This is a genomic window from Aquabacterium sp., assembly GCF_049274795.1.
In the GTDB taxonomy this organism is placed as follows: Bacteria; Pseudomonadota; Gammaproteobacteria; order Burkholderiales; family Burkholderiaceae_C; genus Aquabacterium.
The window spans coordinates 18,353-34,771 of sequence record NZ_JBASTH010000007.1; the positions used below are offsets into that span (position 1 = coordinate 18,353).

The 16,419-nt window shown below is 66.3% G+C and carries 21 protein-coding genes and 1 pseudogene; 16 read left to right on the forward strand and 6 right to left on the reverse strand.

The window, feature by feature from the left end; genetic code table 11:
- Nucleotides 1-501, reverse strand: a complete 501-nt coding sequence (locus WAQ08_RS00780; protein WP_422188739.1) for a hypothetical protein — start codon at nucleotides 499-501, stop codon at nucleotides 1-3.
- Nucleotides 502-537: 36 nt separating this feature from the next.
- Nucleotides 538-930, reverse strand: a complete 393-nt coding sequence (locus tag WAQ08_RS00785; protein ID WP_422188740.1) for a VOC family protein — start codon at nucleotides 928-930, stop codon at nucleotides 538-540.
- 100 nt (nucleotides 931-1,030) lie between these two features.
- Between WAQ08_RS00785 and WAQ08_RS00790 the strand changes: the two are divergent.
- The 15 genes and pseudogenes from WAQ08_RS00790 to WAQ08_RS00860 form a co-directional block, all read left to right on the forward strand.
- Nucleotides 1,031-1,174: pseudogene (locus tag WAQ08_RS00790) on the forward strand (sigma factor); the annotation flags it as partial.
- A 120-nt stretch (nucleotides 1,175-1,294) separates the two neighbouring features.
- Nucleotides 1,295-1,420: a sigma factor-like helix-turn-helix DNA-binding protein gene (locus WAQ08_RS00795; RefSeq protein WP_422188784.1), complete on the forward strand. Its 126-nt coding sequence runs from the start codon at nucleotides 1,295-1,297 to the stop codon at nucleotides 1,418-1,420.
- Nucleotides 1,417-1,758, forward strand: coding sequence for a DUF4880 domain-containing protein (locus WAQ08_RS00800; protein ID WP_422188741.1), 342 nt, complete (start codon nucleotides 1,417-1,419; stop codon nucleotides 1,756-1,758). Before WAQ08_RS00795 ends, WAQ08_RS00800 begins: the two co-directional genes overlap by 4 nt.
- A gap of 13 nt (nucleotides 1,759-1,771) precedes the next feature.
- Nucleotides 1,772-1,981, forward strand: coding sequence for a hypothetical protein (locus tag WAQ08_RS00805; RefSeq protein ID WP_422188742.1), 210 nt, complete (start codon nucleotides 1,772-1,774; stop codon nucleotides 1,979-1,981).
- An 88-nt stretch (nucleotides 1,982-2,069) separates the two neighbouring features.
- Nucleotides 2,070-3,566: a hypothetical protein gene (locus WAQ08_RS00810; protein WP_422188743.1), complete on the forward strand. Its 1,497-nt coding sequence runs from the start codon at nucleotides 2,070-2,072 to the stop codon at nucleotides 3,564-3,566.
- Between the two features lie 27 nt (nucleotides 3,567-3,593).
- Complete coding sequence (locus WAQ08_RS00815) at nucleotides 3,594-4,211, forward strand: biliverdin-producing heme oxygenase (protein ID WP_422188744.1); 618 nt, start codon at nucleotides 3,594-3,596, stop codon at nucleotides 4,209-4,211.
- On the forward strand, nucleotides 4,180-4,599 hold the full coding sequence (locus tag WAQ08_RS00820) for a YbaN family protein (RefSeq protein WP_422188745.1): 420 nt from the start codon (nucleotides 4,180-4,182) through the stop codon (nucleotides 4,597-4,599). The genes WAQ08_RS00815 and WAQ08_RS00820 overlap by 32 nt, the downstream gene beginning before the upstream one ends.
- A gap of 31 nt (nucleotides 4,600-4,630) precedes the next feature.
- Complete coding sequence (gene rrtA, locus WAQ08_RS00825) at nucleotides 4,631-5,107, forward strand: rhombosortase (RefSeq protein WP_422188746.1); 477 nt, start codon at nucleotides 4,631-4,633, stop codon at nucleotides 5,105-5,107.
- Between the two features lie 137 nt (nucleotides 5,108-5,244).
- Nucleotides 5,245-7,584, forward strand: coding sequence for a bifunctional salicylyl-CoA 5-hydroxylase/oxidoreductase (locus WAQ08_RS00830; RefSeq protein WP_422188747.1), 2,340 nt, complete (start codon nucleotides 5,245-5,247; stop codon nucleotides 7,582-7,584).
- A gap of 5 nt (nucleotides 7,585-7,589) precedes the next feature.
- A complete protein-coding gene (locus WAQ08_RS00835) occupies nucleotides 7,590-8,375 on the forward strand; it encodes an SDR family NAD(P)-dependent oxidoreductase (protein WP_422188748.1) in 786 nt (261 codons plus the stop codon).
- On the forward strand, nucleotides 8,372-8,905 hold the full coding sequence (locus WAQ08_RS00840) for a MarR family winged helix-turn-helix transcriptional regulator (protein WP_422188749.1): 534 nt from the start codon (nucleotides 8,372-8,374) through the stop codon (nucleotides 8,903-8,905). The genes WAQ08_RS00835 and WAQ08_RS00840 overlap by 4 nt, the downstream gene beginning before the upstream one ends.
- Complete coding sequence (locus WAQ08_RS00845) at nucleotides 8,902-9,762, forward strand: enoyl-CoA hydratase family protein (protein ID WP_422188750.1); 861 nt, start codon at nucleotides 8,902-8,904, stop codon at nucleotides 9,760-9,762. The genes WAQ08_RS00840 and WAQ08_RS00845 overlap by 4 nt, the downstream gene beginning before the upstream one ends.
- A gap of 1 nt (nucleotide 9,763) precedes the next feature.
- Complete coding sequence (locus tag WAQ08_RS00850) at nucleotides 9,764-10,948, forward strand: acyl-CoA dehydrogenase family protein (protein WP_422188751.1); 1,185 nt, start codon at nucleotides 9,764-9,766, stop codon at nucleotides 10,946-10,948.
- Nucleotides 10,949-10,987: 39 nt separating this feature from the next.
- Entirely contained in the window at nucleotides 10,988-11,380 is a 393-nt protein-coding gene (locus WAQ08_RS00855; protein WP_422188752.1) for a RidA family protein, read from the forward strand.
- A gap of 63 nt (nucleotides 11,381-11,443) precedes the next feature.
- Nucleotides 11,444-12,625, forward strand: coding sequence for an acyl-CoA dehydrogenase (locus WAQ08_RS00860; protein ID WP_422188753.1), 1,182 nt, complete (start codon nucleotides 11,444-11,446; stop codon nucleotides 12,623-12,625).
- Nucleotides 12,626-12,716: 91 nt separating this feature from the next.
- Here the strand turns inward: WAQ08_RS00860 and WAQ08_RS00865 are convergent, their stop codons facing one another.
- Both WAQ08_RS00865 and WAQ08_RS00870 read right to left on the reverse strand, forming a co-directional pair.
- The gene (locus WAQ08_RS00865) at nucleotides 12,717-13,298 is read right to left on the reverse strand and encodes a VOC family protein (RefSeq protein ID WP_422188754.1); all 582 of its coding nucleotides are present in this window, start codon (nucleotides 13,296-13,298) and stop codon (nucleotides 12,717-12,719) included.
- 108 nt (nucleotides 13,299-13,406) lie between these two features.
- Nucleotides 13,407-14,504 (reverse strand): porin, encoded by a 1,098-nt coding sequence (locus WAQ08_RS00870; protein WP_422188755.1) that lies wholly within the window; start codon nucleotides 14,502-14,504, stop codon nucleotides 13,407-13,409.
- A gap of 373 nt (nucleotides 14,505-14,877) precedes the next feature.
- Between WAQ08_RS00870 and WAQ08_RS00875 the strand changes: the two genes are divergently transcribed.
- Nucleotides 14,878-15,462 (forward strand): MarR family winged helix-turn-helix transcriptional regulator, encoded by a 585-nt coding sequence (locus tag WAQ08_RS00875; protein WP_422188756.1) that lies wholly within the window; start codon nucleotides 14,878-14,880, stop codon nucleotides 15,460-15,462.
- Here the strand turns inward: WAQ08_RS00875 and WAQ08_RS00880 are convergent.
- A complete protein-coding gene (locus WAQ08_RS00880) occupies nucleotides 15,459-15,971 on the reverse strand; it encodes a MarR family winged helix-turn-helix transcriptional regulator (RefSeq protein ID WP_422188757.1) in 513 nt (170 codons plus the stop codon). The genes WAQ08_RS00875 and WAQ08_RS00880 overlap by 4 nt on opposite strands.
- A 16-nt stretch (nucleotides 15,972-15,987) precedes the next feature.
- Entirely contained in the window at nucleotides 15,988-16,419 is a 432-nt protein-coding gene (locus WAQ08_RS00885; protein WP_422188758.1) for an acyl-CoA thioesterase, read from the reverse strand.

Consider the following 16,419-nt stretch of genomic DNA (forward strand, 5'->3'; position numbering starts at 1 on the left):
TCAGGGGGCCGCCACCGCGGCACGCAGCTTGTCCATGCGCCCCTGCACAGCGGGCTCGAACGCCGTGCTGAACATGCCGGACTTCGCCTGCTTGTCGAGCAGGCTCAGAAAGAGTTGAGGCAATGCGGCCGCCATCTTCATTGCAGCCTCGATCATGGGGCGCATCGTCTCGTCCTTGATGTCTTCCGGCTTGATGCTGCCCAGGGTCTTCGTGCCGGCCAGCGTGGCCTGGAACATGGTCTCGAAGGAGTCCAGGTATTCCTCGTCGTACTGCCCCCGGAACTGCTCGAACGCCTTTGCATAGGCAACCGCAACAGGCTTGTAAGCATCGAGCGCGGCCTTGAGCTGCTGGGTACCGTTGGTCTCCTGAATGGACTCTGCCACCACCGCAGGCATGCGCGCAGGATTGAGGACAGCCCGTGCCACGGCACCCTGTTCATCCGCGTACTTGATGATGCGGTCAGTCCACAGCGCCAGTGCGCAGACCAATGACCGATACATGTTTGTCCCTGTTGTTGATGAGAAAGACCTTGGCCGTCATTCGGCTTGATGGCAGACCACACACAGCTTGTTGCCGTCCGGGTCCCGGAAATAGGCGCCGTAGTAGGCGGCATGGTATTCGGGCCGCAGTCCCGGCGCACCTTCGCACCGGCCACCACTGCGCAATGCCAGTGCATACACCGCATCGACCTGGGCGCGCGACTGGGCCACGAACGCAACCATCTGGCCATTGCCTGGCTGATGTGGATGCTGATCATGAGGACGGCCGATGAGGAACAGCGGGCGGGGCTCCGGCAAGGATTGCCAGCCCGCCCAAGGTCGCCCAGGCTCCTGGAAACGCAGGCTCGCACCCAGCGCATCAAGCACCGGTGTGTAGAAGGCCATGGCGCGATCAAAGTCACTGACTCCCACCATCACGTGCGAGAACATCTGGCCATCTCCTGTTGCAGGTTTGCTGAACTCACTATAGCCCTGCCCTGACCGCCGTGATCCACAGCACTTTCCATCGGCTTGGCTCGCATACCGCCCTGCGAGGCGCCGGGTCAACGATGTGCATGAGGCGGCCGATCTGGCCCAGGACACCTTCGTGCGTGTGCTGGGCCACCCGGCCCGTAAACTGCAGGAGCCTCGCGCCTTCCTGGCCACGGTGGCACGCAGTGTCCTGATCGACCACACCAGGCGCCTCTCGCTGGAGCGCGCCTACCTGCAGACCCTGGCCCAATTGCCGGAGCCGGTCAGCCCTTCACCGGAAGAGCGCCTGGCCGCCCTGCAGGCGCTGGAAGAAGTCGACCGCATGCTCGACGGCCTGCCCGACAAGGAGATCGCGGCCCGCCTGGGCGTGTCCATCAGCTCCGTCGAGAAGTACGTGGCCAACGGGCTGCGGCAGTGCTACCGCCTGCTCTACCCCGACGCCTCATGACCGCTTCAGCCCAAGCGCCCAGTGCTGCCATGGTCGAACAGGCCATCGGCTGGATGGTCAAGCTGCAATCGGGCGAGGCCAGTGCCGATGACTGGGATGCCTGCAAACGCTGGCGCGATGCACGCCCCGACCATGCCGTAGCCTGGGAACGTGTGCAAGGCATCTACGGGCGCCTCAACCGCCTGTCGGGCCGTGCCCTGATGGCCGACCTGCGCACCGGCGTGAGCGAACGCAGGCAACTCACCCTGGCCGATGGCAGCGCGCTGTGGCTGGACACGAACACGGCCGTGGACGTGCGCTTCACACGGCGCCAACGGCACGGTCTACCTCGACCCTGAACTGCTCGCGGGCGTGGACATCACCAAGGGCCCGGCCTCCACCGTGGGTGGCGCCGGGATGATCGCCGGCATGGTGAACTTCCGCACGCTGGAGGTGGACGACCTGGTGCGCGAAGGCGCCACGCACGGCGCACGGCTGAACACCACCTCGGGCAGCAATGCCTACCACTTCGCGGGCAGCGCGGCCCTGGGCCTCAAACCCCGTGAAGACATCGATTGGTGATGGTGGCCAGCCGCAAGTCCGTCGGCGAGTTCGAGAAAGGCCAGCATGGCTCCGTGAACGACCGCATCAACAACGTGGGGCATGACGCGTGACCAAGCTGTCATCGCAAGACCAGACCTCCGTGCTGCTCAAGGGCACCTGGCGCCCCCCCCCCAGCCAGTCGATCAAGCTCAGCTACATCGGGCTGGACGCCCAGTTCGGCGAAGAAGCCCAATCGGCCACGGCCGGCGGTATCCAGAACCATGTGCGCAGCGACACGCTGGTGGCCAGCCACCACTGGAAGCCGCCAGGCCAGCGCGCGATCGACCTGAAGTCCAGCCTGTACGTCACACGCACACGCAACCTGAAGGCCGAGCGTTCGCGCCAGTGGGAACTGGGTGTCAACGGCATCTTCAAGAACGTGCTCACCGCGCGTGACACCGCCCGCTTCAAGCTGGCCTGGTTCGACAACAAGGTGCGCGACTACGTGACGATGGCCCGGATCATGTCGCCCATCGACACCGAAAGCAGCGGCGTGTCCGGGCCCTACGCCTACGTGAACCTGGACGGCCCCTTCCACAGCCGTGGGATCGAGCTGCAATCGGACATCGACACCGGCACCGGCACCGCCTTCGCGATGCTGAACTTCACGCGCATGCTGATGGACACGGGTGGTGGCGGCTACGACCCCTTCCCGCTGGGCAGCCTGACGGGCTCCCCCTCCAACAGCCTGGGCCACAGCGGCGGCGACGCCAACATCTGGTACGTGCTGCCCCCACGCCGCAACGCCTCGCTCAGCGGTGGCGTGCGCCTGGCCGTCAACAACGTGTTCGACATCAACTACGCCGAGACGCAGGGCGGCAGCTACTTCGTGGGCTCTGGCAGCGCTGAACACCCAGCCCATCTTTTCGAGGCCTCCATGCCACGTCTGTCTCTTCATCGCCCCACCCACATCGTCTCTCTGCTGCTGAGCACCAGCGTGGCGACCGCCACCGCCGTGGGCCTGGCCTGCCTCTCGAGCCCGACCGCTGCCCAGGCCCAGGTGAACCAGGCCAAGTTCACCAGCCTGGTCTCGTTGCGCCCTGCCGGCGACGACGTGACCACGCCGGACGGCACCGTCGGCTGGCCCGGGGCTCGCTACCCGACCTCACCGCCGCTGTACGCCGTGCGCCCCGGCACCACGCGTGGCTGGCTGTTCGGCGGCTTCATGGGCGGCGGCCCGCTGGCGGACCGGACCACGCAGTACGCCGCCTTCGGCCTGTACAACATGTCGGCCAGCGTGTCCGTGGCCGAGAACGCCACCAGCTGCACCGCCAGCGGCGACAACGGCAGCACCTGGAGCGGCACCCAGCAGGCGTCCGGAAACCAGGTGCAGATCAACACCGCGCTGTCCAAGGTCGGCGTGAACACTTTCACGCTTCGCTGCGAGAATAGCGCCAGCGAACTGGCTACCGAGCAGACGGTGTCCGTCAATGTCGCAGCATCGACCACCACCGGTGGCTCGGGCGGCGGCGGTGGCGGCGCCGTCGGGTGGGGTGGACTGCTGGCAGGCCTGTCGCTGTGGGCTTTTCAATCGCGCCGCCGTGCAAATGGCCGGAGCGCGTGATCCATTTCATTTCCGAAAGCACCGACCATGTCCGAAACCTCCACCCTCCATGCCCCGTTGTCGCAACGGCTCAAGCATGAGACCGCACCCCAGCACGAACAGATGCACCACCTGATGGAAAAGGCGCAGCCTTTCTCCTCCCGGGCGCAGTACGCCAAGTTCGTGGCCGTTCAGTACCTGTTCCAGCGCGATGTCGAGCACCTGTTCGACGACCCGGCCGTGCAGGCCGCCGTGAGCGACCTGTCCGAACGAGGCCGCGCCACGGATTCCCAGGCCGATCTGAACGATCTGCAGGCCCCCGTGCCGCAAGAGCCCATCGTCACACAAGGCATGAGCGCCCCGGAAGCCCTGGGCTGGCTGTACGTGTCCGAGGGCTCGACCCTGGGCGCGGCCTTCCTGCTCAAGGAAGTGAACGAAAAGCTCGGCCTGAACGGCGAGTTCGGCGCGCGCAACCTGGCCGCCTACCCGGAAGGCCGTGCCAAGGCGTGGAAGCGCTTCGTGGCCTCGCTGGATGCGCCCGAGCTGGCCGATGTGCAGGACCGCGTGATCGCCGGCGCCCTGGCCGCCTATGGCCGCTTCGGGCAACTGCTGAACACGCAGTTCAGCCTGGACAATGCCCAAGCCAGCGGCGCCGTCACGGCCTGATCCCACGGTGGTGGTGCCGCCGCTGCCCGTGCGGGCAGCCTTGATCCTGCTGGCCCTGGTCTGCGTGACCCTGGGCCTCATCGGCATCGTCGTGCCCGGCATGCCCACCACCGTGTTCATCCTGATCGCCGGGTGGGCCGCCGCGCGCAGCTCGCCCCGGCTGTCGCGCTGGCTCTACGCCCACCGGATGTTCGGCCCCATGCTGCGCAATTGGGACGAAGGCGGCTTCGTGAGCCGGCGCGTGAAGTGGATCGCCAGCGCCACCATGACGGGCAGCGCCCTCATCGTCGGGATGACGGTGGGTAATGTCTGGGCCCGTGGCATCGCGCTGATCAGCATGGCCCTGGTGCTGTGCTGGCTGTGGTGCCGGCCGGAACCACCGGCATGAGCCGAGGCTGGCCGCTGCCGGCCTCGCTGTTTTGGACGCTGCGGGCCTCACCGCACTGGTGTTGCTGCTGCAGACACTTCCCCTCGATACGCGATACCTGCTGCGCTATGAACGCAGCACCCTGCTGCAGGGCCAATGGTGGCGCGCCCTCACAGGACATTTTCTGCTCCTCGGTTGGGCGCATGCCTGCCTGAACCTGGCCGGCCTGTGGCTGTGCTGTGTGCTGGCAGAAGCTCGCGTCAGCGCCCCCGGTCTCGTGGCCCGGCTGCTGGTGCTGGGGTTGGGCGTGTCTGCGCTGCTGTGCACCCTGTCCCCCTCGGTGGCCCACTACGTGGGACTGTCGGGCGTCCTCTATGGGCTGCTGGTGTGGCTGATGGCCCCCAGGTGCTTCGAGGGGACCGCATCGCCCAGGCCATCACCCTGGCCGTGGTCGCTCGGGCATGCGGCTGGCTCTTGCGCCAGGCCGCGCGCCGTTGACCGACATCAAGGTTTCCCCTCTCCTGTCTGAACAGGCGCGTTTCACGCGCTGATTTCGCTTGCGCCTTCCAGTTTGCTTCGCTAAACTACTTTAGAACTAAACAACTTAGTTGGCATGTAAATTTGACATGCCTTCGGGCAAACGCCCCTCGACTGGAAGGATTGAGCATGAAGATCGTCTGTATCGGTGGCGGCGTGGCCGGCCTGTACTTCGGCCTGCTGATGAAGCAGCACAACCCCTCGCACGACATCACCGTGGTCGAGCGCAACCGCGCCTACGACACCTTCGGCTGGGGCGTGGTGTTCTCCGACGCCACGATGGAGAACATGCGCCGCTGGGACATCAAGACAGCCGACGAGATCCAGCAGGCCTTCAACCACTGGGACGACATCGAGCTGCACATCAAGGGCCGCACCATCCGCTCGGGCGGCCACGGCTTCGTCGGCATCGGCCGCAAAAAGCTGCTCAACATCATGCAGGCCCGCTGTGAAGAAGTCGGCGTCAAGCTGGTGTTCGAGCAGGAAGTCGATTCCGACGCCGATTTCCCCGATGCCGACCTGATCATCGCCAGCGACGGCCTGAACTCCAAGGTGCGCACCAAGTACCAGGACACCTTCAAGCCCGACATCGCGCTGCGCCCCAACCGCTACATCTGGCTGGGCACCAACAAGGTGTACGACGCCTTCAACTTCCTGTTCGAGAAGACCGAGCACGGCTGGTTCCAGGCCCACGTCTACAAGTTCGACGAGCAGACCAGCACCTTCATCGTCGAGTGCCCCGAGCACGTGTGGCTGGCCCACGGCCTGGACAAGGCCGATCAGCAGCAATCCATCGAGTTCTGCGAGAAGCTCTTCGCCAGCAACCTCAAGGGCGAGAAGCTGATGACCAACGCCCGCCACCTGCGTGGCTCGGCCTGGCTGAACTTCCAGCGCGTCACCTGCGAGCAATGGTCGCTGCACAACGGCAAGAGCCACGTCGTGCTGATGGGCGATGCCGTGCACACGGCCCACTTCGCCATCGGCTCGGGCACCAAGCTGGCCCTGGAAGACGCCATCGAACTGACGGCCCAGTTCAAGACCCTGGGCGACACGCCCGAGCACATCCCCGAAGTACTGGCGCGCTACCAGGCCGCCCGCTCGGTGGACGTGCTGCGCCTGCAGAACGCCGCCTGGAACGCCATGGAATGGTTCGAGGTCTGCGGCGAGCGCTACTGCGATCAATTGGCCCCCGAGCAGTTCATGTACTCCATGCTCACGCGCAGCCAGCGCATCAGCCACGAGAACCTGCGCATGCGCGACAAGGTCTGGCTGGAAGGCTACGAGCGCTGGTTCGCCCAGCAGGCCGGCGTAGCCGCCAATGACAGCGCCCCGCCGCCGCCCATGTTCACTCCCCTCACCGTGCGCGACGTGACGCTCAAGAACCGCGTGATGGTCTCGCCCATGGCGCAGTACAGCTGCGACAACGGCCTGGTCGACGACTACCACCTGGTGCACCTGGGCTCGCGTGCCATGGGCGGTGCCGGCATGGTCATGGTCGAGATGACCTGCGTATCGCCCACCGGCCGCATCACCCCGGGCTGCCCCGGCCTGTGGGACGAGACCCAGCGCGACGCCTGGAAGCGCATCGTCAACTTCGTGCACCAGCGCTCCGATGCCAAGATCGCCGTGCAGATCGGCCATGCCGGCGCCAAGGGCTCCACGCGCCTGGGCTGGGAAGGCATCGACAAGCCGCTGGTCGAAGGCAACTGGCCGCTGATCTCCGCCTCGCCCCTACAGTACCTGCCGGGCGTGAGCGACACCGCCCGCGCCATGACCCGCGCCGACATGGACGAGGTGCGTGATCAGTTCGTGCGCTCGACCAAATGGGCGGCTGAGGCTGGCTTCGACTGGCTGGAACTGCACTGCGCACACGGCTACCTGCTGTCGAGCTTCATTTCGCCGCTGACCAACCAGCGCACCGACGAGTACGGCGGCTCGCTGGCCAACCGCCTGCGCTACCCGCTGGAAGTGTTCGCCGCCGTGCGCGAGGTGTGGCCGCAGAACCTGCCGATGTCCGTACGTATCTCGGCCCACGACTGGGTCGAAGGCGGCATCACACCCTTGGACGCGGTCGAGATCGCCCGCGCCTTCAAGGCCGCCGGCGCCGATCTGGTCGATTGCTCCTCGGGCCAGGTCAGCAAGGCCGAGAAGCCCGTGTACGGCCGCATGTTCCAGACGCCGTTCGCCGACCGCGTGCGCAACGAAGCCGGTGTGCAGACCATCGCCGTGGGTGCGATCAGCGAAGCCGACCACGTCAACAGCATCATCGCGGCTGGCCGCGCCGACCTGTGCGCCGTGGCCCGACCGCACCTGGCCAATCCAGCCTGGACGCTGACCGAAGCTGCCAAGATCGGCTACACCAACGTCACCTGGCCCCCGCAGTACCGCTCGGGCAAGTCGCAGATGGAAACGCTGTTCCAGCGTGAGCGCGCCCAGGCCGCCGCTGCGGTACCTGGCGGCAAGGGTTGAGCACCATGGACGCTCGCCAACCCAAGGACCTGCAAGGCCAGCACGTGCTGGTGACTGGTGCCGCCCGCGGCATCGGCGCCGCCATCGTGCGCGCCTTCGCCGCCCGCGGCGCGCAGGTGAGCCTGCTGGGCCGCAGCGCCGCCAGCCTGGCGCCGCTGGTGGCCGAGGATGAAGCGAACCGTGTAGCCGTCACGGCCGATGTGGGCCAGGTCGATCAGGTGGCCGCTGCCTTCGAGCAGGCCCGCCAGCGCTTCGGCCCCATCACCGTGCTGGTCAACAACGCCGGCCAGGCCAAGAGCGCTCCCTTCGGCAAGACGGACGAAGCCGCCTGGCGCCAGATGCTGGACGTGAACCTGATGGGCACCGTGCTGTGCACCCAGGCCGCCCTGCCCGACATGCTGCAGGCCAAGGCCGGCCGCATCGTCAACGTGGCCAGCACCGCGGGCCTCACCGGCTATGCCTATGTCACGGCCTATGCCGCCGCCAAGCATGCCGTGATCGGCCTGACCCGGTCGCTGGCGCTCGAAGTGGCCCGCCACGGCATCACGGTCAACGCCGTATGCCCCGGCTACACCGAGACCGACATCCTGCGCGAGAGCATCGCCAATGTCATGGCCAAGACCGGCCGCAGCGAGGCCGAGGCCCGCGCGCAGTTCTCGGCTGGCAACCCGCAGGGCCGCTTCGTGCAGCCCGAGGAAGTGGCCGATGCCGTGCTGTGGCTGAGCTCGCCTGGCGCCGCCTCCGTCAATGGCCAGAGCATCGCCGTCTGCGGCGGGGAGCTTCCGCGATGAAGGCCGATGCCAGCCACAAGCTGCTGATCCAGGCGGACGAACTGGGCCATGAAGCCCGCGCCGGCCAGGGCGACCACGCCGTGCTGCGCCTGTGGCTGCGCATGCTCTCGTGCACCACGCAGATCGAGGACGAGATCCGTCGCCGCCTGCGCGTGAACTTCGACATCTCGCTGGCCCGCTTCGACTACATGGCCCAGCTCTACCGCCAGCCCGAAGGGCTGATGATGAAGGAGCTGTCGCGCTACCTGATGGTGACCGGCGGGAACATCACCGGCCTCACCGACGAGCTCGAGCGCGAAGCCCTGGTGGTGCGCGAGCCCAGCCCCACCGACCGCCGCTCGTGGATCGTGCGGCTCACGGACAAGGGCCGGGACGCCTTCTCCGAGATGGCCCGCCAGCACGAGCTGTGGATCCATGAACTCTTCGGCGGGCTCGATGCCAAGACCGCGCAGACCCTGCATGCCCAGCTGGGCAGCCTGCGCGTGCACGTGATGCACGCGCGCGCCAACAACGAGGACAACAACCCATGAGTGAGACAACCCCCTTGCTGGACCCGGCCCTGCAGGCCGGCAACCGCCGCCCCATCGCCGGCTACGAGGCGCAGCACTTCCTGTGGCAGCTCGAAGGCGGCGTGGCCACCATCACGCTGAACCGCCCTGAGCGCAAGAACCCGCTGACCTTCGACTCCTACGCCGAGCTGCGCGACCTGTTCGGCCGCCTGCGCCATGCACCGGATGTGCACGTGGTGGTGCTGGTCGGCGCCGGTGGCAACTTCTGCTCTGGCGGTGACGTGCACGAGATCATCGGCCCGCTGGTGCGCCTGAAGGCCCCCGAGCTGCTGATGTTCACGCGCATGACAGGCGACTTGGTCAAGGCCATGCGTGCCTGCCCTCAGCCCATCGTGGCCGCCGTGGACGGCGTGTGCGCCGGTGCTGGCGCCATCATGGCCATGGCCTCCGATCTGCGCGTGGGCACCGCCCGCAGCAAGACCGCCTTCCTGTTCAACCGCGTGGGCCTGGCCGGCTGCGACATGGGCGCCTGCGCCATGCTGCCGCGCATTGTGGGCCAGGGCCGCGCCAGCGATCTGCTCTACACCGGCCGCTCCATGGGCGGCGAGGAAGGCGAACGCTGGGGCTTCTTCAACCGACTGTCCGCCCCCGAAACGCTGCTGGACGACGCCCAGAAGCTGGCGCGCGATCTGGCCGCCGGCCCCACCTTCGCCAACGGCCTGACCAAGACCATGCTGCACCAGGAATGGACCATGGGCATCGACCAAGCCATCGAGGCCGAGGCGCAAGCCCAGGCCCTGTGCATGCTGACGCAAGACTTCACCCGCGCGTACGAAGCCTTCGTGGCGCGCCAGAAGCCCGTCTTCCAAGGAGACTGACGTGACCGCAGAACGCCTCCCCCACCTCGAGTGGCCCTTCCTGGAAGACCACCACCGCAGCCTGGCACGCGAGCTGGATGCCTGGGCCGCCACCCACGCCGCGCACATCCACAGCGATGACGTCGACAACGACTGCCGCACCCTGGTGCGCGCCCTGGGCCAGGCCGGCTGGCTTCGCCACGCCGTGGCCGGCACCCACAACGGCGGCGCCACCAACACGCTGGACACCCGCACCCTGTGCCTGATCCGCGAGACCCTGGCCCGCCACAACGGCCTGGCCGACTTCGCCTTCGCGATGCAGGGCCTGGGCTCTGGCGCCATCAGCCTGGCCGGCAGCCCCGAGCAGCAGGCTCGCTACCTGCCACGCGTGGCCCGGGGTGAGGCCATCTCGGCCTTTGCCCTGTCCGAGCCAGAAGCAGGCTCCGACGTGGCCGCCATGGCCTGCGCCGCCCGCCTGGACGGTGACCACTACGTGCTCGACGGCGAGAAGACCTGGATCTCCAACGGCGGCATCGCCGACATCTACGTGGTCTTCGCCCGCACTGGCGAGGCCCCCGGCTCGCGCGGCATCTCGGCCTTCATCGTCGAGGCGGGCACGCCCGGCTTCGACATCGCCGAGCGCATCGACGTGATCGCGCCGCACCCGCTGGCCCGCCTGCGCTTCAGCAACTGCCGCATCCCCGTGGCCCAGCGCATCGGCGCCGCCGGCGAAGGTTTCAAGGTCGCCATGCGCACGCTGGACGTGTTCCGCACCTCGGTGGCTGCAGCAGCCCTGGGCTTCGGCCGTCGTGCGTTGGACGAGGCCCTGCACCGCGCCACCACCCGCCGCATGTTCGGCCAGGTGCTGGCCGACTTCCAGCTCACGCAATCGAAGTTGGCCCAGATGGCCACCACCATCGATGGCGCCGCGCTGCTCACCTACCGCGCCGCCTGGCAGCGCGACCAGGGCCGCAACGTGACCCGCGAGGCTGCCATGGCCAAGATGGCAGCCACCGAAGGCGCGCAGACCGTGATCGACGCCGCCGTGCAATTGTGGGGCGGCCTGGGCGTGGTCAGCGAACAGCCCGTGGAACGCCTGTACCGCGAGATCCGCTCCCTGCGCATCTACGAAGGCGCCACCGAGGTGCAACAGATCATCATCGCGCGCGAACTGCTCAAGGACGTGCGCGAAGGCCAGCCGGCCTGAACCATCACGACCCGACACATCATGAAGAAGGAAGATTCCATGCAAGTGCTGCTGCCAGAAGGCTGGCCTCGTCCCAAGGGTTACGCCAACGGCGTCACGGTCAAGGGCCGCCAGGTCTACATCGCCGGCATGATCGGCTGGGATGCGCAGTGCGTGTTCCACACCGATGACTTCGCCGAGCAGGTGGCCCAGGCACTGCGCAACATCGTCGAGGTGCTGCGCGAAGCGGGCGGCAAGCCCGAGCACATCGTGCGTGTCACCTGGTACGTCACCGACAAGCGCGAGTACCTGGCCGCGGGCCGCGAGGTCGGCAAGGCCTACCGCGAGATCATCGGCTCGTACAACGCCGCCATGACCGCGGTGGAAGTCAAGGCCCTGATCGAAGACCGCGCCAAGGTCGAGATCGAAGCCACGGCCGTCATCCCCGACTGAGCCAGCAGTTCGACACACGCGACCTCCCCATCGCCTCTCAACATCCCCTCACGGACCCCCTCCATGGCCTCGACCAAAGTTTCCTTCGCATGGGACGATCCCCTGCAACTCGACCAGCAACTCACCAGCGATGAGCGCGCCGTGCGCGACGCCGCCAACGCCTACTGCCAGGAACGCCTGGCCCCGCGCGTGCTGGAAGCCTTCCGCCACGAGCGCACCGACCCGGCCATCTTCCGCGAGATGGGCGAGCTGGGCCTGCTGGGCATCACCATCCCCGAAGCCTACGGCGGCGCCGACCTCAACTACGTGAGCTACGGCCTGGTGGCGCGTGAGGTGGAGCGCGTCGATTCGGGCTACCGCTCGATGATGAGCGTGCAGTCGTCGCTGGTGATGGTGCCCATCAACGCCTTCGGCAACGAAGAGACCAAGCAAAAGTACCTGCCCAAGCTGGCCAGCGGCGAATGGATCGGCTGCTTCGGCCTGACCGAGCCCGACCACGGCTCCGACCCCGGCAGCATGGTCACGCGCGCCCGCAAGGTGCCCGGCGGCTACAGCCTGAGCGGCGCCAAGATGTGGATCAGCAACAGCCCCATCGCCGACGTGTTCGTGGTGTGGGCCAAGGATGACGAAGGTGCGATCCGCGGCTTCGTGCTGGAAAAGGGCTGGAAGGGCCTCTCCGCCCCCGCCATCCACGGCAAGGTGGGCCTGCGCGCCAGCATCACCGGCGAGATCGTGATGGACGAGGTGTTCTGCCCCGAAGAGAACGCCTTCCCCGAAGTGCGCGGCCTCAAGGGCCCCTTCACCTGCCTGAACTCGGCACGCTACGGCATCGCCTGGGGTGCCCTGGGTGCTGCGGAAGACTGCTGGCACCGTGCGCGCCAGTACACGCTGGACCGCAAGCAGTTTGGCCGCCCCTTGGCCGCCAACCAGCTGATCCAGAAGAAGTTGGCCGACATGCAGACCGAGATCACGCTGGGCCTGCAAGGCTGCCTGCGCCTGGGCCGCATGAAGGATGAAGGCACGGCTGCGGTCGAGATCACCTCGATCATGAAGCGCAACTCCTGCGGCAAGGCCCTGGACATCGCCCGCCTGGCCCGCGACATGATGGGCGGCAACGGCATCAGCGACGAGTTCGGCGTGGCCCGCCACCTGGTGAACCTGGAGGTGGTCAACACCTACGAAGGCACCCATGACGTGCATGCCCTGATCCTGGGCCGTGCGCAAACCGGCATCGCCGCGTTCTGATCACTCGCTGATCAAACGCCGCCGCGCCAGGCAGGCACAAAGAAGGGCGATGGCCGCGCAGGCCACCGCCCTTTTTTCTTTCACGCCAGCATCACTGGCCAGAAGGCTTCCAGAGCTTGACCTTCGATTTCTTCTCGTAGGCCATGCCCTTGGGGTAGGAGATCAACTCCAGTTGCATGCCCCAGGGGGTCAGGATGTAGGTGATGGCCTGCCCCGCGCCCGGCCCTTCGTTGACAGGGAACGGGCCCATCAGCGTCTTCACGCCCAGCGCCTTGGCCTTCTCCACGGCCAGCGCCAGATCCTTCACGTAGAAAGCCACATGGTGACCGCCAATGTCGCTGTTCCTGGGCGGTTCGGTCTTCTGGTCCGGCGCCTTGTACTGGAACAGCTCGATGTTGGAGCCCTGGCCGCAACGCATCATCACGATCTGCTGGATCTCCGCGCGGGGGTGCACATTGACAAGATCCTGCATCAGCGTGCCCTGATCATCCTTGATCGGCCCGAAGCGGAAGGCCTCCTCGCAACCGATCACATCGTGAAAGAAGCTGACGGCACGGTCCACGTCCGGCACGGTGAAGCCCACGTGGTCCACGCCACGAACACCGGGCAGGGGCGCGGCCAGCGCCGACGCAGACAGGACGGCCAGGGGAAGCAGTCGCAACAGCTTGAACATGATGTCTCCAAACGATGAGAGAGGGGGCAAAGCCCCGGGGGTATAAAAAATGCCCATGAGGCCGTTGGACCTCATGGGCATCGTTCAAGGGACTTGAGGTCCGTCGGATCAGAAGGCGTGGAACATGCCCACGCGCAGCACGTTCTGGCTGCCCCCCGACGACGGGCCCATCAGCATCAGCTGGGCCTTGGCCGTGGTGTCGTCACCCGAGGCTTTCTGGTACGAGAACTGCACGTACACATTGCTGCGCTTGGAGAGCAGGTAGTGCAGGCCGGCGTTGATCTGGTGCGCCTTGTTGCTGTCCAGCACGTCGTTGCCCTTCATGTACGTGTACTGGCCGATCAGGCGGGTCGTCGGCGTCGGGCTCATGATCGCGCCCACTTCGTAGACATCGATCTTGGCATTGGTGAAGGTGTTCTTCGTGTTGGTGTACAGGAAGTCCGTCGAGATGCCGCCGGTGAAGTCATAGCGACCGCCGATACCCCAGCTCGTCAAGCCGTCGTCACCGTTGTTGATCAGCGGCGACTTGGCGCTGATCATGGCGGCGGTGAAGGTCCAGGGGCCGCTGGCGTAATCGGCGCCCAGGCTGTAGGTGCTGTTGCGATTCTTGCCGCCGGCCTGCTCGCCCATGCCGTACAGCGCGCCGAAGTTGAAGCCACCGATGTTGGGGCTGTCGTAGCGGATGGCATTGGACACGCGGCTGGTCAGTGCAGTGCGGTCGAAGTCGAACGAACCAACGGGCGAGAGGTTGGCAAACGGGCCTTGACGCAGGAAGGTGAGGCTCACGAACGGGAACATCGCGCCAAAGCCATAGCGCTTGACCGACAGGTTCGAGAACATGAAGTCGTCGAGCGCGCCGACGGTGACCTTGCCCATGGAGCCTTCCAGGCCCACGTAGGCCCCGTGGTTCCACATGCCTTCACTGGTGCCGTTGATGCCGATGGTGGCGCCCGTGTCCAGTGCGAACTGGGTTTCCAGCTTGAAGATGGCCTTGAGGCCGCCGCCCAGATCTTCACTGCCGCGGAAGCCCAGCAGGTTGGGCACCAGCACGCCGGTGTTGACCAGCGTGTTGCTGTTGCCGCCAACGTTGCTCACGCGGTCGACCCCGACGTCGAGGATGCCGTAGATGCTCACGTTCGTAGAGGACTGCGCAAAAGTCATGCTGGATGCGCAGCACAGCAGGGAGAATATCGTCGACTTCTTCACTGAGAATCTCCTATTGAGAATGGACAGGTGGGTTGATTCGCCAACGCCCTGCCATGCGCAAATGGTGGATTCAGGGGGGTGTCGGCATGGCGGGAAACGCGTGCGTTCTTCAGGAACGTATTCAGTGTCCTGTGACGCACAACGCAGCCTCAATCCGTTTGCCGCAATCAGGTATCCAGTTTCCGTGACGCCGGGACAACCCCGATCACAAGCTGCAACACAGCCCGCACCCTTTTTTCAGCCCAGCGACAAACGGATAGACAAGCAGCGCCGCAGGGATAGCCGGCACGCCCCCCTTACAATGAAATCAACGGCGGGAGGACGCCTGTTTCCTGGTTGCTTGGCCGGCCTCCTGTTTTACTGCCGTCACACCATGCCTTCGTCGCGAACCCCCATGAAACTGGCCTTGCCCGAGCACGACCTTGGCCTGGAAGCCAGCGTCACCGAAGACGACCACCAATCTCTGCGCCTGTGGCTACGGATGCTGTCGTGCACCAACCAGGTCCAGACCGAGATCCGAAGGCGCCTGCGCACCGAGTTCGGCATCTCGCTGGCCCGCTTCGATTACCTGGCCCAGTTGCATCGCTACCCCGATGGCCTGAGCATGAGTGCCCTGTCGGCCTACCTGATGGTCACAGGCGGCAACGTCACCGGCCTGACGCAGGAGCTGGAGAAGGAAGGCTGGGTGATCCGCGAGGTCGATCCCACCGATCGCCGTTCTTATCGGCTGAGGCTCACGCCCGAAGGACGCACCAGTTTCGAGCAGATCGCCGCGGTGCATGAAGCCTGGGTGGTGTCGATGTTCGCGGGCATGCGCTCGCCAGAGCGTCTCACACTCACCGACCTGCTGGGCCAGTTGCGCCTGCACGCGGCCCAGGCAGCCGATGCGCTCACCACCGAGCCCGCGCCTGCCCCCGCAGCAGCCCCCGCCCCCAAGGCGCGCCGCGGCAAGCGCTAATCCTGACCGAAGGCGTCCGTGGCCGGCAGGGCCGGCTCAAGGCTGCTGATCAGCCCTCTGAGCAAGGCCTCCAGTTGCTGCTGACGCGCCGGCCCCAAGGCCGCCAGGGCGCGCCGCTGCTGCTCGTCGGCCCGGGCCATCAGCACCTGCACCAGGGCGCGGCCTTCGCTGGTGATCTCCACCAGCGTCAAGCGACGGTCATTGCCCGCCGTGATCCGCACGATGTGCCCTTGCTCGGCCATGCGGTCGAGCAGGCGGGTCAGCGTGGATTGCTTGGTGATGGCCTTGCGCGCCAGCAGGCCCACCGGCACGCGGTCGCCATCGGCCAGGATGGCCAGCACACGCCATTCGACGATGGACAGGCCGTAGCCCCGCACCACATCGGCGAAATCACCGATCACCAGATGCGCCGCCTGGTTGAGCAGCGCGGGCAGGTACTGCTCCACGAAGCCCGCGGTGCTCGTGCTGGCCTCGCGGATGTCGATCATGTCGGTGGCGTGTGCGCTCATGTCATCGCCCCAGGGCTCAGGCCGGATCGAGCACCTGCTTGAGCAGCGGCGGGATCTCGATGGCCTGGTGCGTCTCGAGCGAGGTGGTCACGATCGTCTGCTTGACGGTCATGCGCTTTTCGCCATCCGCGGCGACGCAATCGAGCCGCAAAGTCAGAGACTTGGTGCCCAGCCGCTCGACCTGCAGGCTCAGGGTCACGTCATCACCCATGCGGCTGATGGCGAAGAACTCCGCCTCCAGATGCACCGTGGGCAGGCCAAAGCGCTTCTTGAGCACCATGTCGGCAAAGCCCAGGGGCGTGATCGCATCCACCCAGCCCTCCAGCAGGTCGTTGAAGAGGATGAAGTACTGGGGGTAGAACACAATGCCCGCCGGATCGCACTCCGAGAAGTGGATCCGGTGAGCGCGCTGGAAGCTGCGAGGGTCTTGAGGCACAGGCGTCACCAT